21 protein-coding genes and 1 tRNA gene are annotated in these 18,072 nt (G+C 37.6%); 20 read left to right on the top strand and 2 right to left on the bottom strand.

Annotated features, from left to right (window positions below; all coding sequences use genetic code 11):
• Positions 1–217 precede the first annotated feature (217 nt).
• The 4 genes from ACRPLY_RS25785 to uvsE all read left to right on the top strand — a co-directional run bounded on the left by ACRPLY_RS25785 (position 218) and on the right by uvsE (position 5,555).
• Positions 218–1,300: a D-alanine--D-alanine ligase gene (locus tag ACRPLY_RS25785; RefSeq protein ID WP_013054995.1), complete on the top strand. Its 1,083-nt coding sequence runs from the start codon at positions 218–220 to the stop codon at positions 1,298–1,300.
• A 97-nt stretch (positions 1,301–1,397) separates the two neighbouring features.
• The gene (locus tag ACRPLY_RS25790) at positions 1,398–2,780 is read left to right on the top strand and encodes a UDP-N-acetylmuramoyl-tripeptide--D-alanyl-D-alanine ligase (RefSeq protein WP_033580800.1); all 1,383 of its coding nucleotides are present in this window, start codon (positions 1,398–1,400) and stop codon (positions 2,778–2,780) included.
• Positions 2,781–2,976: 196 nt separating this feature from the next.
• The gene (locus ACRPLY_RS25795) at positions 2,977–4,488 is read left to right on the top strand and encodes a DEAD/DEAH box helicase (RefSeq protein WP_028411884.1); all 1,512 of its coding nucleotides are present in this window, start codon (positions 2,977–2,979) and stop codon (positions 4,486–4,488) included.
• A 95-nt stretch (positions 4,489–4,583) separates the two neighbouring features.
• Positions 4,584–5,555: a UV DNA damage repair endonuclease UvsE gene (gene uvsE / locus ACRPLY_RS25800; RefSeq protein WP_432232172.1), complete on the top strand. Its 972-nt coding sequence runs from the start codon at positions 4,584–4,586 to the stop codon at positions 5,553–5,555.
• 8 nt (positions 5,556–5,563) lie between these two features.
• On the opposite strand, the gene ACRPLY_RS25805 is transcribed toward uvsE, so the two are convergent.
• Positions 5,564–6,166: a rhomboid family intramembrane serine protease gene (locus ACRPLY_RS25805; RefSeq protein WP_049162680.1), complete on the bottom strand. Its 603-nt coding sequence runs from the start codon at positions 6,164–6,166 to the stop codon at positions 5,564–5,566.
• A gap of 64 nt (positions 6,167–6,230) precedes the next feature.
• Between ACRPLY_RS25805 and acpS the strand changes: the two genes are divergently transcribed.
• The 14 genes from acpS to ACRPLY_RS25875 all read left to right on the top strand — a co-directional run bounded on the left by acpS (position 6,231) and on the right by ACRPLY_RS25875 (position 17,134).
• Entirely contained in the window at positions 6,231–6,596 is a 366-nt protein-coding gene (gene acpS / locus ACRPLY_RS25810) for a holo-ACP synthase (protein WP_028411881.1), read from the top strand.
• Positions 6,597–6,654: 58 nt separating this feature from the next.
• Entirely contained in the window at positions 6,655–7,713 is a 1,059-nt protein-coding gene (locus ACRPLY_RS25815; RefSeq protein ID WP_033580802.1) for a LolA family protein, read from the top strand.
• A 113-nt stretch (positions 7,714–7,826) separates the two neighbouring features.
• Positions 7,827–9,017 carry an alanine racemase gene (gene alr, locus ACRPLY_RS25820; protein ID WP_176345086.1) on the top strand — a complete coding sequence of 397 codons (1,191 nt, stop codon included), beginning with the start codon at positions 7,827–7,829 and terminating at the stop codon, positions 9,015–9,017.
• A gap of 200 nt (positions 9,018–9,217) precedes the next feature.
• Entirely contained in the window at positions 9,218–9,499 is a 282-nt protein-coding gene (locus ACRPLY_RS25825) for a CopG family ribbon-helix-helix protein (RefSeq protein WP_013055003.1), read from the top strand.
• A 4-nt stretch (positions 9,500–9,503) separates the two neighbouring features.
• Positions 9,504–9,854: a type II toxin-antitoxin system endoribonuclease NdoA gene (gene ndoA / locus ACRPLY_RS25830; protein ID WP_013055004.1), complete on the top strand. Its 351-nt coding sequence runs from the start codon at positions 9,504–9,506 to the stop codon at positions 9,852–9,854.
• Positions 9,855–10,011: 157 nt separating this feature from the next.
• Positions 10,012–10,848: an RsbT co-antagonist protein RsbRA gene (locus ACRPLY_RS25835; RefSeq protein WP_013055005.1), complete on the top strand. Its 837-nt coding sequence runs from the start codon at positions 10,012–10,014 to the stop codon at positions 10,846–10,848.
• A gap of 2 nt (positions 10,849–10,850) precedes the next feature.
• Entirely contained in the window at positions 10,851–11,207 is a 357-nt protein-coding gene (locus ACRPLY_RS25840; protein ID WP_013055006.1) for an STAS domain-containing protein, read from the top strand.
• Positions 11,208–11,210: 3 nt separating this feature from the next.
• Positions 11,211–11,612, top strand: coding sequence for an anti-sigma regulatory factor (locus ACRPLY_RS25845; RefSeq protein ID WP_013055007.1), 402 nt, complete (start codon positions 11,211–11,213; stop codon positions 11,610–11,612).
• Positions 11,613–11,625: 13 nt separating this feature from the next.
• Positions 11,626–12,636 (top strand): PP2C family protein-serine/threonine phosphatase, encoded by a 1,011-nt coding sequence (locus tag ACRPLY_RS25850; protein WP_013055008.1) that lies wholly within the window; start codon positions 11,626–11,628, stop codon positions 12,634–12,636.
• Between the two features lie 59 nt (positions 12,637–12,695).
• On the top strand, positions 12,696–13,028 hold the full coding sequence (locus ACRPLY_RS25855; protein ID WP_047751770.1) for an anti-sigma factor antagonist: 333 nt from the start codon (positions 12,696–12,698) through the stop codon (positions 13,026–13,028).
• Positions 13,025–13,510: an anti-sigma B factor RsbW gene (gene rsbW, locus ACRPLY_RS25860; protein ID WP_025753516.1), complete on the top strand. Its 486-nt coding sequence runs from the start codon at positions 13,025–13,027 to the stop codon at positions 13,508–13,510. Before ACRPLY_RS25855 ends, rsbW begins: the two co-directional genes overlap by 4 nt.
• Complete coding sequence (sigB, locus tag ACRPLY_RS25865) at positions 13,476–14,270, top strand: RNA polymerase sigma factor SigB (protein ID WP_013055011.1); 795 nt, start codon at positions 13,476–13,478, stop codon at positions 14,268–14,270. Before rsbW ends, sigB begins: the two co-directional genes overlap by 35 nt.
• The gene (locus ACRPLY_RS25870) at positions 14,270–14,875 is read left to right on the top strand and encodes a PP2C family serine/threonine-protein phosphatase (protein WP_033580804.1); all 606 of its coding nucleotides are present in this window, start codon (positions 14,270–14,272) and stop codon (positions 14,873–14,875) included. Before sigB ends, ACRPLY_RS25870 begins: the two co-directional genes overlap by 1 nt.
• Positions 14,876–14,959: 84 nt before the next feature.
• Positions 14,960–17,134: a Tex family protein gene (locus ACRPLY_RS25875; protein WP_028411876.1), complete on the top strand. Its 2,175-nt coding sequence runs from the start codon at positions 14,960–14,962 to the stop codon at positions 17,132–17,134.
• 57 nt (positions 17,135–17,191) lie between these two features.
• On the opposite strand, the gene cmpA is transcribed toward ACRPLY_RS25875, so the two are convergent.
• A complete protein-coding gene (cmpA, locus tag ACRPLY_RS25880) occupies positions 17,192–17,308 on the bottom strand; it encodes a cortex morphogenetic protein CmpA (protein WP_013055014.1) in 117 nt (38 codons plus the stop codon).
• Between the two features lie 109 nt (positions 17,309–17,417).
• On the opposite strand from cmpA, the gene ACRPLY_RS25885 reads away from it, so the two are divergent.
• On the top strand, positions 17,418–17,867 hold the full coding sequence (locus tag ACRPLY_RS25885) for a SprT family protein (protein ID WP_028411875.1): 450 nt from the start codon (positions 17,418–17,420) through the stop codon (positions 17,865–17,867).
• Positions 17,868–18,001: 134 nt separating this feature from the next.
• Positions 18,002–18,072 (top strand) — tRNA-Asn (locus ACRPLY_RS25890).

The raw sequence follows: 18,072 nt of genomic DNA on the forward strand, positions 1-18,072 counted from the left end.
ATAAATAAACTTTTAAAAAAGATTTAAAATCAAAAAAGTTTTTTCAAAAATAAATGATTCAAGTGAAAAGGTCATTTTAAATAATGAAAGGAGAAGCTGGAATTTCTTTCACAAGCCTAGCTATTTTGACATACGTAATAATAGTTAATATTTCTGTTTACTATCTAAACGTGCATGATAAAATAGAAAAGATGAATATGTGTTAGGAGGAACATCAGTGAAAATTAAGCTTGGCCTTTTATACGGAGGAAAATCCGCTGAACATAAAGTATCTTTACAAACAGCTCTAGCAGTTTCAAAAGCAATTAATCACGATAAATATGAAGTGCATCCAATTTACATTACAGAAACAGGAAAATGGATTCGCGGCACACAGCTGACTGGTCCGCTTGAAACAGTTGCTCAATTAGAAATTCAAGATAACGGAACAGCTATTTCACCAGTTTCATTGAATACAGAAATGTTTGCATTAACAGATTCAAAAACAGATGATCAACTAGATGTTATTTTCCCACTTCTTCATGGTCCAAATGGAGAAGATGGTACGGTACAAGGATTATTAGAATTATTGAATATTCCTTATGTTGGAAACGGCGTATTAGCTTCAGCAGCTGGTATGGATAAAGTTGTAATGAAGCAGCTGTTTGCACAGGCAGGTCTGCCTCAAGTGGAGTACGTATCATTTATCCGCCGCGAGTGGGAAGCAGATCGAACGGCTGCTTATGAAAAAGTAGAAACACTTGGATACCCTTGCTTTGTTAAACCAGCAAACTTAGGTTCAAGTGTTGGGATTAGCAAATGTGATAACCGCGAAGAGTTAGAAGCGGCATTTGTTGAAGCCTTCTTATTTGATCGAAAAATCATTGTAGAAGCAGCAGCAGTTGGTCGTGAAGTTGAAATTGGTGTGTTAGGGAATGATGAAGCAGCTTGTTCAGTAGTTGGAGAAATCTTACCTAAAAAAGCGTTTTACGATTACAAAGCAAAATATGAAGACGGCGATACAGGTCTTATTATTCCAGCTGAAATTACAGAAGAACAGCATCAAGAAATGTCAGCACTAGCAATCAAAGCATTTAAAGCAATTGATGGATCTGGTCTTGTACGTGCAGATTTCTTCTTAACATCAGAAGGTAAATTCATTATTAATGAAGTGAATACGATGCCTGGTTTTACACCTTTCAGTATGTTCCCGTTATTGTGGAAACACGCAGGTGTTGAATATCCAGATTTAATTGAAAAACTTGTATCACTAGCAATTGAACGTCATACCGAAAAGCAGCAAATTAAACACACAATGTAACTCACACAACACTATTCATCATGAATAGTGTTTCTGTGTTTAGTTTCAATTAAATAGTATCCATAGTTTACTTTATATCGAGAGGAGCAAACCAACAATGATTAAACGTACGCTTAAACAGCTAGCTGCAATGATTCCAGGAAGTGTATTTCATAGCGGGAACGAAGCAACTGTAATTGAGGGAGTCTCAATTGATACGAGAACTATTCAGCAAGGCAATTTATATATCCCAATTAAAGGGGAACGTTTTAACGGGCATGTATTTGTCGATAAAGCAATTGAAAACGGAGCGGTCGCTACTCTGTGGAACAAAGATGAAGAAAACCCACCGACAGACATTAGCGTTATTTTAGTCGATGATACGCTAGAAGCTCTTCAGCAATTAGCGAAATCCTATCGTCACGAGTTAGATATTAAAGTAGTGGGCATTACAGGAAGTAACGGAAAAACAACGGCAAAAGACATGGTGAAAGCTGTGCTTGATACAACTTACCGTGTTCTGAAAACAGATGGAAACTTTAATAATCATATTGGCATGCCGCTTACTATTTTGCGTTTAGATGAAACTCATGATATTGCCGTTTTAGAAATGGGCATGAGCAGCCGAGGAGAGATTGAGTTTCTTTCTAATTTAGCGGAGCCTGATGTGGCCATTATTACAAATATCGGAGAATCGCACCTTCAAGACTTAGGAAGTCGTGATGGAATTGCGGAGGCAAAATTAGAAATTACAAGCGGCTTAGCACCAACAGGTCAGCTTGTCTATAATGGTGATGAGCCACTTTTAACGTCGCGCGTAGTTAATCCAGCATTTGAAACGGTGACATTTGGCAGCTCAGAACAAAACGATTTGTATCCAAGTGCTATTTCAGCCGAAGAGTTAGGAACAACATTCACTGTTTCACGTGAAACAACATATTCATTCTTTATCCCGGTATTAGGTAAACATAATGTTCACAATGCGCTTTCTGCTATTGCGGTAGGTCATTATTTTGGACTAGACAACGAAACAATCGCTAAGGGATTAAAAGAATTAAAGCTAACAAATATGCGTATGGAGCTTGTAAAACGAACAGATGGCCTGACCTTCATTAACGACGCATATAACGCAAGTCCAACGTCCGTTAAAGCTGCTATCACGTTGATGCATGATTTAGAAGGCTATAAGCAAAAAATTCTTGTTCTTGGGGATATGCTTGAATTAGGCGATCAGGAAAAAGAGTTCCACAAAGAAGTGGGAGAGTTTATTCAAGCAGAAAAAATTGATTATGTTCTAACATACGGTCCTTTATCTGTTGAAATTGAGCAAGGAGCAAAAAATAATTTTGCAGAAGATAAGGTAATACACTTTGAGGAGAAAGATGAGCTTGTTGAAAAATTAACAGCGATTACAACAAGAGAAGATGTGGTTTTAGTGAAAGCATCTCGAGGGATGAAGCTTGAGGAAGTTATCTCAAAAATGATGCATAAATTACCGTGATATTAAAAAGAGTATAAGTAAGCTCTATTGCAAACGGAAAGCCATAGTGTTATGATGTAGTCTGAGTGTCTTGAGGCGCTTATACTCTAAACGTTGAATTTATTGAAGTAGTCGTTTAGAGCATTTTCCGTTTCCTCGGAGAATGCTTTTTTTTGTAAAATATAGATAGTCTAAATATAAAAGGAGTTTGAAAAACTTGGCATTATTTCAAGATTTAGGATTAAGTCAACAGCTTAACAAAGCTGTGAGTAAAATGGGTTTTGAAGAAGCAACACCAATTCAATCAGAAACTATCCCATTAGCACTAGAAGGTCACGATTTGATCGGACAAGCACAAACAGGAACAGGGAAAACAGCGGCATTTGGTATTCCTCTTATTGAAAAAGTTGATGTAAACGTAGATGCAATTCAAGGGTTAATTATTGCTCCTACTCGTGAACTTGCTGTACAGGTATCTGAAGAACTTTACAAAATTGGTCAAACAAAGCGCGTACGCGTGCTATCAATTTATGGTGGTCAAGATATCAGTCGTCAAATTCGTGCATTGAAAAAGCACCCTCATATCATCGTAGGGACACCAGGACGTATGCTAGATCATATTAATCGTCGTACACTTCGTCTACAAGACGTTCATACAGTTATTTTAGATGAAGCAGATGAAATGTTAAACATGGGATTCATCGAAGACATTGAAAAAATCTTATCAAACGTACCTGAGAACCACCAAACACTTTTATTCTCAGCAACAATGCCTACTCCAATCCGTCGCATTGCTGAAAAATTCATGAACGAACCAAAAGTGGTAAAAGTAAAAGCAAAAGAAGTAACGATGCCAAACATTACGCAGTATTATTTAGAAGTACAAGAAAAGCGTAAATTTGATATCCTTACTCGTCTTTTAGATATGCAATCACCTGAATTAGCTATCATCTTTGGTCGTACAAAGCGCCGTGTTGATGAGTTATCAGAAGCATTAAATATGCGTGGTTATTCTGCACAAGGTATCCATGGTGACTTGACACAATCGAAACGTCTATCTGTACTACGTCAATTTAAAGAAGGTTCTATTGATGTATTAGTTGCGACAGACGTAGCTGCACGCGGACTTGATATTTCTGGTGTTACTCATGTATACAACTTTGATATCCCTCAAGATCCGGAGAGCTATGTACACCGTATCGGACGTACAGGACGTGCTGGTAAAATGGGTGCTGCTATGACATTTGTAACGCCAAGAGAAACTGGACAGTTACACAATATTGAGCGTACAACAAAACGTAAAATGGAGCGTATGACTGCTCCAACGCTTGATGAAGCAATGGAAGGTCAACAGCGTATTGCAGCTGACAAATTAACGGAATCTGTGACACAAGGCAACTTATCTTACTACAAACAGTTGGCAGAAGAGTTACTTGAAGAGCACGATTCAGTTTCATTAGTGGCAGCGGCAATCAAATTATTTACAAAAGAACCAAATGAATCACCAATTCAATTAACTGCTGAACCACCGGTAATTGCAAAAGGTGATAAAAACAAACGTGGAAATGGCGGAGGTCGTTCACGTTCTAACTCTAAAAACTACTCACAGCAAAATCGTCGTGGAAACTCAAAGCGTTTTGGTGACAAGCGTCGCGGTGGAAGCAACGGCAGTGATAATAGAAATCGCAATAGCAGCAGTAATCGTAAAGATTCTCGCAGCAAAGCGTAAAATAAAAACGAGCCTTAACAGGCTCGTTTTTTTTATGTGTTAATTGCTATTTTATTGGTGCACACTATGAGTAAAATAAAATGGGGTGTTCACTAATGTCGACCATTGTTCGGTTAGGTTATGTGGCGATGAGCGTTCATTTGGAAAATAGTTCTCCTTCTCAAACAATGACTTTTGCACAATTTCAGCGTGTGAAAGACCATGAAGCGGCCATTCGCAAGCTCGAACGTATTGCAATATCCAACTTAGAAAACTGCTTACGGTTATTAAAACATAATGCGTGGAGTGAAATTGAGTTTTTTCGATTCAGTTCTAAGTTAATTCCATTAGCTAACCATGAGGCACTAAAAGAGTGGAACTACATAGCTCCTTTAAAAGATGCTCTTCAGCGTATTTCTGTATTTTTGAAGGAACATCCAATGCGAGTAGATTTTCACCCGGATCATTTTGTTGTTTTAAACTCAACGGATAAAGAGGTTTTTAAGCATTCTATCCAAACTCTTCGCATGCATCAAAAGTTGCTGAAAGGAATGGATATTCCGCTTCAAAATCGCTGTGTTCTACATGTTGGAGGAGCTTATAATGATAAAGAAAAAGCACTGGAGCAGTTTATTCATAATTGGGGGCTTGTACCTCAATCCCTTCAGCAAATGATTATGTTGGAAAACGACGATACAACCTTTCATATAAAAGACGTCTTGTATTTATGTGAAAAACTAAATGTCCCAATCATTTTTGATCTTCATCATCATCAGGCGAACAACGATGAAACTTCATGGCAAGAGCATTGGGACCGTATCATTAGAACATGGGAACATGAAACACTCCCTCTAAAAATGCATATATCTAGTCCTAAAAGTGATAAAGAATTTAGAGCCCATGCAGATTATATCGATGTTAATGGGTTTTACAGCTTTTTAAAAGAAGTAAATGGAACGATACCGCAAATTGATTGCATGATTGAAGCTAAGAAAAAAGATGAAGCGCTCTTTCAGTTAGTAAGAGATTTGAAGACTTATGAAGATGTGGAATTTATTAACTCATCCGCTTTTTATATTAAATCCTAAAGCAGGCCTCATATCTGTGGCTTGTTTTTCGGTTTGAACGTAAGAAAAGCGAGAAGAAATCCAGCAATACCTCCAGCGAAATGAGCTGTATTGTTGGTTCCTGGCGTTAGCAGACCTGAAAGTAATCCAATAATTAAAAAGACGACAATGATTTGCTGGTTGCTTTTAGAAAGCATATGCTTTTGTTTTATGACAAGATAGAGGTAAAATCCGAGCAGTCCGAAAATGGCACCGGATGCACCCACATGGCTGTAAAAAGAAGATTGGATTAGAAATGTAACGATATTTCCAAGCAATCCACACGTAAGGTAGAATAGAAGAAACTTATAAGAAGAAAGAATACGCTCAGCGCCTGGTCCTAACAAGAACAATGAAAATGAGTTAAAAAGAAGATGTGAAAAGCTTAGATGTAAAAAGATAGGTGTGAAAAGCCGCCAGTAGTCTCCTTGGGAAATTAAACTATTCACACCAATAAGCTGATGTATAAAAGATTCTGCAAGGTGTGAGGGAAGAGCGGCAAGTAACCATAGCGCAATGTGGATGCAGATAAGCGTGAAGGTAACAGGATAAAAACGTTTAAATTCAGCTGCATTTTCTGTGCGTACGAACATATTTGTCACTCCTTTTTATAAAGGCATTTTTATATACTATTCTGTAAGAGAGGATTAAATGAAAATGATTATAGGAACTGGAATTGATATTACAGAGTTAGAGCGGATTGAAAAAATGGTGCAGCGTCAAAGCGCTTTTATTACTCGGATTTTAACAAAAAATGAAAGAGAACGCTATGAAAAGCTATCAAGCCGACGTAAGGTCGAATTTTTAGCGGGAAGATTTGCTGTGAAGGAAGCATATTCGAAAGCTCTTGGAACAGGAATAGGGAAAGATTTCAGCTTCCAAGATATCGAAATCGTGAATGATGAAAGAGGGAAACCCCACATTGTTACAAAACAACCACTGGAAGCGTCTGTACACGTATCTATTTCCCACAGTGCGCACTATGCGATTGCTCAAGTAATTATTGAACGCTTGTCAAGCTAGTCTGCATATTCACTATTTCTTGTTCATATATTCATAGTGTGGATAGGGGAGACAAGATATGTTCTTGCTTCTCCGTTTAGCTGTGAATATACGAAACAAAGGAGTTGGGGAAATGCATAAAAAATGGATTGGCTTATTTGTTTGCGCCTTTTTTCTCTTAGCCTTATCAGCATGCGGTGAAAAAAGTCAGCAGGATGTAACAGATGCATTGGATGCCAAGGTACAAGAAATGGCGGGGTATAAATCAGATGCTAAGATGACATTGAATACAGGGAAAGATGCCCAAGTATACGATGTAGAGATTTGGCATAGTAAGCCTATGTACTATCGAGTGAATTTGAAAAATACAAAGAAAGATCAAAGCCAAATGATTTTGCGTAATGATGAAGGGGTTTTTGTTTTAACGCCTGCCTTAAATAAAAGCTTTCGTTTTCAAAGTGACTGGCCGCAAAATAGCAGTCAAGCTTATTTGTATGAATCCCTTGTCCAAGATATTGTGAAGGATGAAAAGGCAAGTTTTAAATCAACGGATAAACATTATATTTTTGAAACAAAAACGAACTATCAAAATAGCACAATGCTTCCTAAACAAGAAATTACGCTGAACAAAAGTGACTTAGCGCCTGTGTCGGTTAAAATTATGGATACGGATAATAAAGTGTTAATAAAAGTTGATTTCTCTAAGGTGAAATTCGATTCTAAGTTTGATAAAGGGGCTTTTGATACAAAAAGAAACATGACAAGTGCAAAGATTGACATTCCGACATTAGCTCAGCACAAATCATTTAGCGTTCTTTATCCTAAGGACGTTCCAAAAGGTACAAAGCTTTCCAAGGAAAAGAAAATCGAGACGGAAAATGGTGAGAGAGTCGTTTTAATGTACAAAGGAGAAAAGCCGTTTACGCTTGTACAAGAAAAAGCGCAAGTAGCTAAAACAGCAACATCTACAGTTACTGCCGGAGAGCCATTTGATTTAGGTTTTACTGTGGGAGCTTTAACGGATAAAAGTCTATCTTGGACATATAATGGAGTAGACTTTATGCTGGCTTCTGATCAGCTGACACCAGATGAATTGAGTACAGTTGCTAGATCTGTGCAAAGTCAGATGGGAAAATAAGAGAAGCTTACAAGCCTGCATATATGTAGGCTTGTTCTTGCTTAATTTGAATAAAGATCGAGATGAAGTTTGGCTATAGATGTATTATACTAACAGAGGAAAGTACGTTTAGAATGGTTCTGAAAAAAGGAAGTGTCGTAGTAATGGATGCATTTTATAGAGAAACATGGGCAGAAATTGATGTAGAAGCCATTTTTCAAAATGTGAATCATGTAAGAGAACTGATACCGGGGCATAAAACGTTAATGGCCGTAGTAAAAGCGAATGCGTACGGGCATGGAGATAAAGAAGTAGCAGAGATTGCGCTTCAAGCTGGCGCTGATATGCTAGCTGTAGCTTTTTTGGATGAAGCTATTGCTCTTCGAAAAAAAGGAATAAAGGAATCCATTTTAGTATTAGGAGCCGTGCCTCCCTTACACATTCAAACTGCATTGAAGTGGGATGTAACGGTCACTGCTTATAGCAAAGCTTGGATTGAAGAAGCGGCGTCCATTCTAGGTGCAAACAGTCAGTTGCATATGCATTTAAAAATAGATACGGGCATGGGTCGCTTAGGAATTAGAACAAAAGAAGAATTACACGAAACGATGAATATCATCACTTCTCATTCAGGATTCGCGCTGGATGGAGTGTTTACACACTTTGCAACAGCAGACGAGCTAAATTCGTCTTATTTTGAAGAACAATACACATTCTTTGAAGAAATGGTTCGAATTGTGAAAGAACATAATTTTACACCTCCGATGATTCACTGTGCAAATAGCGCAGCTTTGCTTCGTCGTCCGAGCGATATCTTTAATGGCGTACGCTTAGGTATCTCTATGTATGGCTTGAGTCCTTCAGAGGAATTAAAAGAAGTCTTGCCAATTCCGTTAAAACAAGCTTTTTCGCTGCACAGCCGTATTGTGCATGTTAAAAAAGTCAAAAAAGGGAGTCATATCAGTTACGGAGCTACTTATGAAGCTAAAGAAGATGAATGGATTGCTACTATTCCAGTAGGATACGCAGACGGCTGGATTCGTAAATTAAGTAATTTTGAAGTGTTAGTAGATGGAGTTAAAGTGCCAATTGTTGGTAGGATATGCATGGATCAATTGATGATTAAATTGCCTAAAATGTATAAAATGGGTACAAAAGTAACATTTATTGGAAAACAACAAGGTGCTGAAATTACAATTGATGAAGTAGCAAAGCATCTTGAAACAATTAATTATGAAATCCCTTGCATGATTGCAGCAAGGGTTCCGAGGGTTTATACAAGAGATTCTCAGCACATTCATGTTAATAATTATATCTTGCGCTGAATATACATCTTCCTGAGTCAACATAAAAAGCCTGCGAACAAAAGACAATAAAATAATAACTTCCATGCATAAAAGAGGGTATCAATTGACGATAATAGTGTAGAAATTGACAGAATTAACTTTCCATTAAAGCTAATCAATGTTATGATAAGGAAAGATGAGACTATTGGTGTGTGTATTGATGTTGGAGGTGTATGTTTGTGTCTGAAGCGAGCGCAACTACAGAAATCCTAGTAAGATTACCGAAAAATTTAGTATCGGAGCTCGATCTTATGGTTAAACAAGAAAATGGCAACCGAAGTGATTTTATTCACCAAGCAACAAAATTGTACCTTCGTGAGCGAAAAAAACGCCATATTCGCGAATCAATGAGACGTGGATATATGGAGATGGCAAAGATAAACTTAAATATTGCTTCCGAGGCTTTTCTAGCAGAGTATGAAGCTGATCATACTGTGGATCGTTTAGTAAGCGGGGGGTAATGACTTGGTAGTCAAACGTGGCGACGTTTATTTTGCTGACCTATCTCCTGTTGTTGGCTCAGAACAAGGAGGCGTTCGCCCTGTACTTGTCATTCAAAATGATATAGGCAATCGTTTTAGCCCAACTGTTATTGTAGCTGCGATCACTGCTCAAATTCAAAAGGCAAAGTTACCTACGCATGTTGAAATTGATGCAAAGCGCTATGGATTTGAGCGAGATTCAGTTATTTTACTAGAACAAATTCGTACTATTGATAAACAGAGGCTAACAGACAAGATTACCCATTTAGATGATGAAATGATGGACAGAGTGGATGAAGCCTTGCAAATCAGTGTAGGACTTATCGACTTTTAGAATTATACTTCCATTTATGCTAAGTTGCTCCTTTATGAGCAACTTTTTTAATTTGACTAGGAATAATCAGTAAACGTATATTGTAATAAGAAACGTTTTAAAAATGATAATATATATATAGATATAAATGAGTGTATTGACTCACAAGGAGGACCTCATGAATCAAGATTTATTCAATTATATACAAAATCATAAATCAGAAATTTTTGATCGATGGCTAGTGTTAATGAATGATGTGGAAACAGAGCGGATTAAAAACATTGTATCCGAGCAAGTGTACGTAAATGTAAGCTCTGATTTTGTAAATTTACTTTTGGCAAAAGCATTCCGTGATCAGGAAAATTTTGCAGAGGAACTAGAGGAAGTAGTAGGACGAGTTGTGAGTTTAGGATGGCCTCTTGCTTATTTGACACAGGGTGTACGTAACTTGGGTCATGTAGTGGTTGAAGGGTATGTAAACAGTGAACATGTAAAGGCTGATCAAACTCATTCTGAATTATTCTATCGGTTTGACAAGTGGTTAAGCCCTATTTATAACAAAATAGTAGAACAATACTCCAACTCGTGGGAAAATACAGTTATGTTGCAAAAAGTTGCACTTCAAGAATTGTCTGCTCCATTAATACCGGTATTTGATAAAATTACGGTAATGCCGCTTGTGGGAACAATTGACACCGATCGTGCAAAGAAAATTATGGAAAACTTACTGCAAGGTGTCGTAAAGCACCGATCAGAGGTCGTATTAATAGATATTACCGGAGTACCAGTAGTGGATACGATGGTTGCCCATCATATCATTCAAGCTGCTGAAGCCGTACGTTTGGTTGGAGCCAAGTGTTTGTTAGTAGGAATTCGTCCGGAAATTGCTCAGACTATTGTGAACTTAGGTATTAACTTAAATGAAATTATTACGAAAAACTCATTAAAAAAAGGTGTAGAGTTTGCGTTAGAAATGACTGAGCGGAAAATAGTTGATATAGAATCGGAGGAATAAACGTGAGAATACCCATTTTGAAATTGTACGACTACTTATTGGTATCCATTCAATGGGAGCTGGATGATCAAACGGCTATTCAATTCCAAGAAGATTTGCTAAGTAAAATTCATCAAACTGGAGCAAAAGGAGTGGTAATCGATTTAACTTCAATTGATATGATCGATTCATTCATCGCAAAAGTGTTAGGTGACGTGGTTAGCATGTCTAATTTGATGGGGGCCAGAGTAGTATTAACAGGTATCCAGCCTGCAGTAGCTATTACACTTGTTGAGTTAGGGATTGGCCTAAACGATGTTCTTACTGCACTCGATTTAGAAAAAGGTCTTGAGAAACTCCAATCGGAATTGGGGGATTAGTATATGGAATTCCAATCCAGCGTAAAAATCGTAACAGAATGGGACATCGTAGCGGCACGCCAATTAGGTAGAAATGTGTCGAAAGAGCTAGGGTTTGGAACAGTTGACCAAGCTCGTATTACAACCGCCATTTCTGAATTAGCTCGTAATATTTACCTATATGCGGGTAAGGGTCAAATCTATATTGAGAAATTAAATCGTGGAGGAAAAAACGGTCTTCTTGTCGTAGCAACAGATGAAGGGCCAGGTATCCCCGACGTTCGCAAAGTAATGGAAGATGGATACTCAACATCGGGTGGACTAGGAGCTGGGCTTCCTGGGGTAAAACGATTGATGGATGAGTTTGACATCGAAACAAATGTCGGAGAAGGTACTGAGATTAAAGCAGTTAAGTGGCTCCGGTAGGAGGAAATAGATAATGTCTTTTGATAAAGAGATGAGAGATTTATACAAAGATATTTTGGGGAACTATATCCAAACACAAAATGAACAAATTTTGTACCAAGGACAAAAACTAAGTAGAAAATCTTTAGAGAATGAAATATCGCCAGAAGATATTGTGAGCATTCATAAAGAAGTGATTGAAGAAATTTATTCTGATATTCCAGAAAAAGTGCTGCATTCTCTGGACTTTTTACTTGAGGTAATGATTAGCTACGGCCTTGCTCTTCGTGAGCATCAAACATTAAAAAATAAGCAGCGGGAACTTCGTTCTGAAATCGAAGTTGCCGCTAACGTCCAGCAGACGCTGTTAGGGACAAAGGTTCCGGCTAGTTCAACTTTAGAAATTGGCGCGATTAGCGTACCTGCTAAACAGATGAACGGAGATTATTTTCACTTTGTAGAAGAAGAGCACGGTGGGTTAAGTATTGCCATTGCCGATGTGATCGGAAAAGGAATTCCAGCTGCAATGTGTATGTCTATGATCAAGTATGCAATGGACAGCTTACCGGACTCAAGAAAAAATCCAAGTTACGTATTGGAGAACTTGAATAATATTGTAGAGAGAAACGTAGATCCAAGTATGTTTATTACGATGTTCTACGGAAGTTATAATCCCGAGACAAACTTATTTGATTATGCATCTGCAGGGCATGAGCCAGGCTTTTATTATGATGCCAAAGCTGATTCATTTGAAGATTTGGAAGCAAAAGGACTCGTGCTAGGAGTCGATCGCCATGTGAAATATCTTCAGTACGAGCAGCAGCTTTCAAAAGGCGATATGATTGTTCTGTTAACAGATGGCGTAACAGAATGCAGAACTGAAGAAGGATTTATTGAAAGATTGGACATCATAAAATTAATTCGAAAATACATGCATTTGTCTCCTCAAGAAATTGTAGAATCTGTATATAAAGAGCTGGAAAAATTACAGCATTTTCAATTGAGGGATGACTTTACATTGATTATTTTGAAGAGTTTAGTTTAAGTATTCTAAATAAGGGTACAGAAAAGATAGCACAAAATTAGAGGGGGTCTACTAATACGATGAATTTAAAAATAGATATACAAAAGGACGGTCAAGCATATCGTATTAAGCTGGCTGGAGAGATTGACGCATATACAGCACCTAAGCTAAAAGAAAAGTTCATGGAAATTACTGAACATAACGAACCAGAAATTATAGTTGATTTAACCGATGTATCATACATGGATAGTACAGGACTAGGTGTATTTATTGCATTGTTAAAAGCCAATAAGAAAAATAACGGCTCTTTGAAATTTGTTGGTGTATCAGAGCGCATCAAGCGCTTATTTGATATTACGGGCCTCACAGACATTTTAAACGTGAATTCACAAGTAGAAGGTGGCGTAAAATGAAACAGCCTTATGACTTTGTTGAGATGAAGATTCCTGCTAAGCCAGACTATGTAGCGATTATTCGACTGACGCTGTCTGGTGTAGCGAACCGGATGGGTTTTTCTTATGATGAAATTGAAGATATGAAAATTGCTGTGAGTGAGGCATGTACAAATGCCGTGCAGCATGCTTACAAGAGTGAAGAAAATGGTGAAGTGAGAGTAGGTTTTGGTTTATTTGATGACCGTTTAGAAATCATGGTGGTCGATAAAGGCGAAAGCTTTAATTTTGAAGAGCTTAAGGAACATATAGGACCTTATGAAACATCAAAAGAAGTTGAATTTCTTCCTGAAGGTGGACTTGGTTTATATTTAATTGAAACACTAATGGACGAAGTGAAAATGGTCAATTCAAAAGGTGTAACGCTAATGATGACTAAGTATGTGCAAAGAGAGCAGGTGGAGAGTGATGAAAACACAGTCTCAACCTATGAAATTAACTAAAGAACAGGTTCAGGAACGAATTGAGCGCTTTCAAAAAACGCAGGATGAAGAAGCACAAAGTGATCTAGTAGTACATTACAAGAACCTTGTTGAATCTATTGCACGTCGTTATTCAAAAGGCAGAAGCTTACATGAAGATATTGTGCAGGTAGGGATGCTAGGACTGTTAGGAGCTATTAGAAGGTATGATGCTTCATTTGGAAGAAGTTTTGAATCGTTTGCTGTTCCTACAATCATTGGAGAGATTAAGCGATTTTTACGCGATAAAACGTGGAGTGTTCACGTACCGCGCCGCATCAAAGAATTAGGTCCTAAAATTAAAGCAGCTGTCGAAGAGCTAACAACCCGTTTACAGCGATCTCCTCAAGTAAAAGAAATTGCTGATCATATCGGAGTGACAGAGGAAGAAATTTTAGAAACGATGGAGATGGGGCAAAGTTATCAAGCGTTGTCTGTTGATCATTCTATTGAAGCAGACTCTGATGGAAGTACTGTTACAATCCTTGATTTAGTAGGTGAACAAGAGTCGGGTTATGAGAAAACTGATCAGCGCTTAGTGTTAGAAAAGATTCTTCATGTATTAAGCGATAGAGAAAAAGAAGTAATTCGCTATACATTTATTGAAAATCTGAGTCAAAAAGATGCCGGTGAGAAATTAGGGATTTCTCAAATGCATGTATCTCGACTGCAAAGAAGAGCTCTTGATAAGCTAAGGACTGCAGCTCGCTCAGATTCTAACGATTCGGAGTATATGTCGTGATGACAGTAGACCCGAATACAAAGTCGATTCAAACTCATATATATCAAGAGCCAAAGCAAGGGAACGTGTGTTGTGGAGATAGTTACTATGTCAAAGAAACGGATGATTATTTTCTATGTGCAGTGGCAGATGGATTAGGAAGCGGTGAACAAGCTAGAGCCGCTTCTGTAGCTGTTACGGATGTAGCGAAAGCTCATCATCATCTAGATGTAGATGAGATCATTTCTAAGTGCAATAAGGCTACTCGACATACAAGAGGCGCAGCAGTAGCTATTTTGAAAATTGATAAAAAACATAACGAATTTCATTACACAAATGTAGGTAATATCCGCTTTTATCTGTATTCTCCGGAGGGGAAATTAACGTACCCTCTGCCAATTCAAGGTTTTTTATCAGGGAAAATTCAAAAGTTCCGCACACAAACCTTCCCATATGACTCCGGTTCTAAATTTTTGATTCATACAGATGGCTTAGAATTAAAAGAGATTAAATCTGTTTTTGCTAACTCGATGAATGTCGATCAATTGTCGACACGCCTACAGGCAGCAATTCGATCTCATAATGACGATATTACGTATATCGCTGGTCATCTTCCAACTGCATAGCCTTTCTTTTTAGCTCACATGTGTTATTGCATGTGAGTTTTGTTACAATAGAGACAAAGTTTCATTTAGGTAGGAGGATAAGCTGTGTCTGTTGCAACGAAATTAGATAATCAAATTGTTCAACGTGTAAGTAAAGAGGTAGAGATTTCACACAAGCAAGTACAAAACGTAATTGCTTTAGTAGAAGATGGTAATACAGTTCCCTTTATTGCTCGATATAGAAAAGAACAAACTGGTGCTTTGGATGAAGTCCAAATCCGGAATATTTTAGATTCCTGGAACTACTTAATGAATTTAGAGGAGCGTAAAGAGGAAGTTCACCGATTAATTGAAGAGCAAGGGAAATTAACTGAGGAACTGGCTGCTCAAATTCATCAAGCGAAGAAATTGCAGCAAGTAGAAGATTTATACCGCCCTTTTAAGCAAAAACGACGTACAAAAGCAACTGTAGCAAAAGAAAAAGGTCTTGAACCATTAGCACAGTGGCTACTAAGTTTCCCGAATTCTGACGTAAACATTGAAGCGCAAACATACATAAATGAAGAAGCAGGAGTTCAATCTTCTGACGAAGCTATTCAGGGAGCCCTAGACATTGTAGCGGAACAAATTTCTGACGAAGCATCTTACCGTCAATGGATTCGTACGACCACTGTAAAAGATGGCATAATTGTTACTTCAGTCAAAGATCCGGAAAAAGATGAAAAAAATATCTATGAAATGTACTATGAATATACAGAAGCGGTAAAGCGAATCGTTCCTCATCGTATTTTAGCTATGAATAGAGGAGAAAAAGACGGTATTTTAAAAGTGAGTATTGATGCGCCTACAGATCGTATTCTTTCATATTTACATAAAGAAGTAATCAAGAAAAGGGATTCTTCAGTTGAAGGTTATATCATCTCAGCTATAGAAGATGCTTATAAACGCTTAATAGAACCATCTATTGAACGCGAAATTCGTAAAGACCTATCAGAAAAAGCGGAAGAAAGAGCCATTCACATCTTTTCTGAAAACTTACGAAAACTTCTTCTCCAACCTCCATTGAAAGGGAAAGTGGTATTAGGAGTAGATCCAGCTTTTCGAACAGGCTGCAAATTAGCTGTAGTAGATGAAACAGGCAAGGTATTAAAAATTGATGTTATTTATCCACATCCTCCTGTGAGAAAAGCAGCTGAAGCACAAAATAAATTAAAGAAAATGTTCGCTGAATACCCTATTGAAGTAGTGGCAATTGGAAATGGAACGGCATCTCGCGAAACGGAGCAATTTGTAGCGGATGTTCTTAAAGAAATTGAAAACCCAGTTTATTATTTGATTGTGAATGAAGCGGGAGCAAGCGTATATTCGGCTTCTGATGTTGCTAGAGAAGAATTCCCTGATTTTCAAGTAGAAGAGCGAAGCGCTGTATCGATTGCCAGAAGGCTGCAAGATCCGCTGGCTGAGCTTGTGAAAATCGATCCTAAGTCGGTAGGAGTAGGGCAATATCAGCATGATGTGTCTCAAAAGCAATTAAATGATTCACTGACTTTTATTGTAGAGACAGTAGTAAACCAAGTAGGAGTGAATGCAAACACGGCTTCTGCTTCGCTTCTACAATACGTTGCTGGTCTAAATAAGACAGTTGCTCAAAACATTGTAAAATATCGGGATGAAAACGGAAAATTCTCTAACCGAAAACAGTTGAAGAAAATTCCGCGTCTAGGGGCTAAAACATATGAGCAGTGTATTGGGTTTTTACGTATTATAGAAGGTGAAGAACCTTTAGACAGAACGGGTATCCATCCTGAAACATATGGAGACGTTAAAAAGCTTTTAAAGAAAGCGGAAGTGAAAGAGACTGAACTTGGAACGGAGAAAGTAAAAGAAGCATTAAAACATATTTCTTTACCCGAAATATCAGAAGAACTAAGTATAGGGGAGCTTACTTTAAAAGACATTATAGAAGCGCTCGTAAGACCGGAAAGAGATCCTCGTGATGAACTGCCAAAACCTTTGCTCCGTCAGGATATTTTGAAGCTAGAGGATCTAGCAAAAGGTATTCAGCTTGAAGGAACGGTGCGAAACGTCGTAGACTTCGGAGCGTTCATCGATATAGGAGTTAAGCAAGACGGTCTAGTCCATATTTCTAAATTAACGAATCGGTACGTTAAGCATCCCCTCGATGTCGTTTCAGTAGGAGATTTGGTGAATGTGTGGGTAGAAGACGTAGATATGAAAAAAGGAAGAGTTGCACTGACGATGATTCCGCCCCATCAATAATAAAATTGCCTTTTCAGATTTTCTGAAAAGGCAATTTTATTTGTAAAAAGAAGTGATTTAAGAAGCGGAATTATTTTTTTGATAAAAAAACCAACATTGGTTGAGCAATTTTATTTGTGCACGGTCTTTTTCAGAATAAGCGCGCCTCATTTGTTTTTGTAGCCACATTGGCATAAGGACAATCACTCCTTTTCATTTATGATAAGGTGAATAGTGAGTATGTAATGAAGTGTATGCCCAAAGAGCTAGTCAGGTGATTTCATACAGTAGAGGAGTATATAAGATGAATGATAAGGATTTACAAATACTTGTAGAAGAAATTTCATTGAAGCTGTTTCACAAACCATTTCGTCATGAAGCCACTTTTAATTCTCGGTTACGTACGACAGGCGGAAGGTATTTGTTACGTACATCTAATATAGAAGTAAACTACAAATACTTTGAACAATATGGCACACAAGAAATAGTAGAAATTATTAAACATGAGCTCTGTCACTATCATTTGCATATTGAGGGGAAAGGGTATAAGCATGGAGATCAAGACTTTAAAAGGTTAATGAAAGAAGTAGACGCACCTCGATTTTGTCAGGCATTGAAAAAAGAAAGTGATGGAAAGAAAAAAGAGCACATATATGTATGTATGCAGTGTGATCAAAAATATGTTCGAAAAAGAAAAGTGAACACAGTTAAATATGTTTGTGGGAAGTGTAAAGGTAAATTAAAAAAAATGTAGAAGATGCTTGACTAAAATAGATTCATTATGGTAAATTAATAAAGCCGTCTCAAATAAACGGCAAAGAAATTACAAAAACTTATTGACATTACATATAATGTCGATTACAATGTAAGAAGTCTGATAAATATTATTCCACAGTAGCTCAGTGGTAGAGCTATCGGCTGTTAACCGATCGGTCGTAGGTTCGAGTCCTACCTGTGGA

Source organism: Priestia sp. TGN 0903 (assembly GCF_050846855.1).
In the GTDB taxonomy this organism is placed as follows: Bacteria; Bacillota; Bacilli; order Bacillales; family Bacillaceae_H; genus Priestia; species Priestia zanthoxyli.

What these genes read in the sequence shown, in the direction of transcription:
- ACRPLY_RS25790 (WP_033580800.1), top strand. Translation starts at nt 1,398, where the DNA reads ATGATTAAACGTACGCTTAAACAGCTAGCTGCAATGATTCCAGGAAGT.
- uvsE (WP_432232172.1), top strand. Translation starts at nt 4,584, where the DNA reads ATGTCGACCATTGTTCGGTTAGGTTATGTGGCGATGAGCGTTCATTTG.
- ACRPLY_RS25805 (WP_049162680.1), bottom strand. Translation starts at nt 6,166, where the DNA reads ATGTTCGTACGCACAGAAAATGCAGCTGAATTTAAACGTTTTTATCCT.
- acpS (WP_028411881.1), top strand. Translation starts at nt 6,231, where the DNA reads ATGATTATAGGAACTGGAATTGATATTACAGAGTTAGAGCGGATTGAA.
- ACRPLY_RS25815 (WP_033580802.1), top strand. Translation starts at nt 6,655, where the DNA reads ATGTTCTTGCTTCTCCGTTTAGCTGTGAATATACGAAACAAAGGAGTT.
- alr (WP_176345086.1), top strand. Translation starts at nt 7,827, where the DNA reads ATGGTTCTGAAAAAAGGAAGTGTCGTAGTAATGGATGCATTTTATAGA.
- ACRPLY_RS25835 (WP_013055005.1), top strand. Translation starts at nt 10,012, where the DNA reads ATGAATCAAGATTTATTCAATTATATACAAAATCATAAATCAGAAATT.
- ACRPLY_RS25845 (WP_013055007.1), top strand. Translation starts at nt 11,211, where the DNA reads ATGGAATTCCAATCCAGCGTAAAAATCGTAACAGAATGGGACATCGTA.
- ACRPLY_RS25850 (WP_013055008.1), top strand. Translation starts at nt 11,626, where the DNA reads ATGTCTTTTGATAAAGAGATGAGAGATTTATACAAAGATATTTTGGGG.
- ACRPLY_RS25855 (WP_047751770.1), top strand. Translation starts at nt 12,696, where the DNA reads ATGAATTTAAAAATAGATATACAAAAGGACGGTCAAGCATATCGTATT.
- rsbW (WP_025753516.1), top strand. Translation starts at nt 13,025, where the DNA reads ATGAAACAGCCTTATGACTTTGTTGAGATGAAGATTCCTGCTAAGCCA.
- sigB (WP_013055011.1), top strand. Translation starts at nt 13,476, where the DNA reads ATGAAAACACAGTCTCAACCTATGAAATTAACTAAAGAACAGGTTCAG.
- ACRPLY_RS25870 (WP_033580804.1), top strand. Translation starts at nt 14,270, where the DNA reads ATGACAGTAGACCCGAATACAAAGTCGATTCAAACTCATATATATCAA.
- cmpA (WP_013055014.1), bottom strand. Translation starts at nt 17,308, where the DNA reads ATGCCAATGTGGCTACAAAAACAAATGAGGCGCGCTTATTCTGAAAAA.
- ACRPLY_RS25885 (WP_028411875.1), top strand. Translation starts at nt 17,418, where the DNA reads ATGAATGATAAGGATTTACAAATACTTGTAGAAGAAATTTCATTGAAG.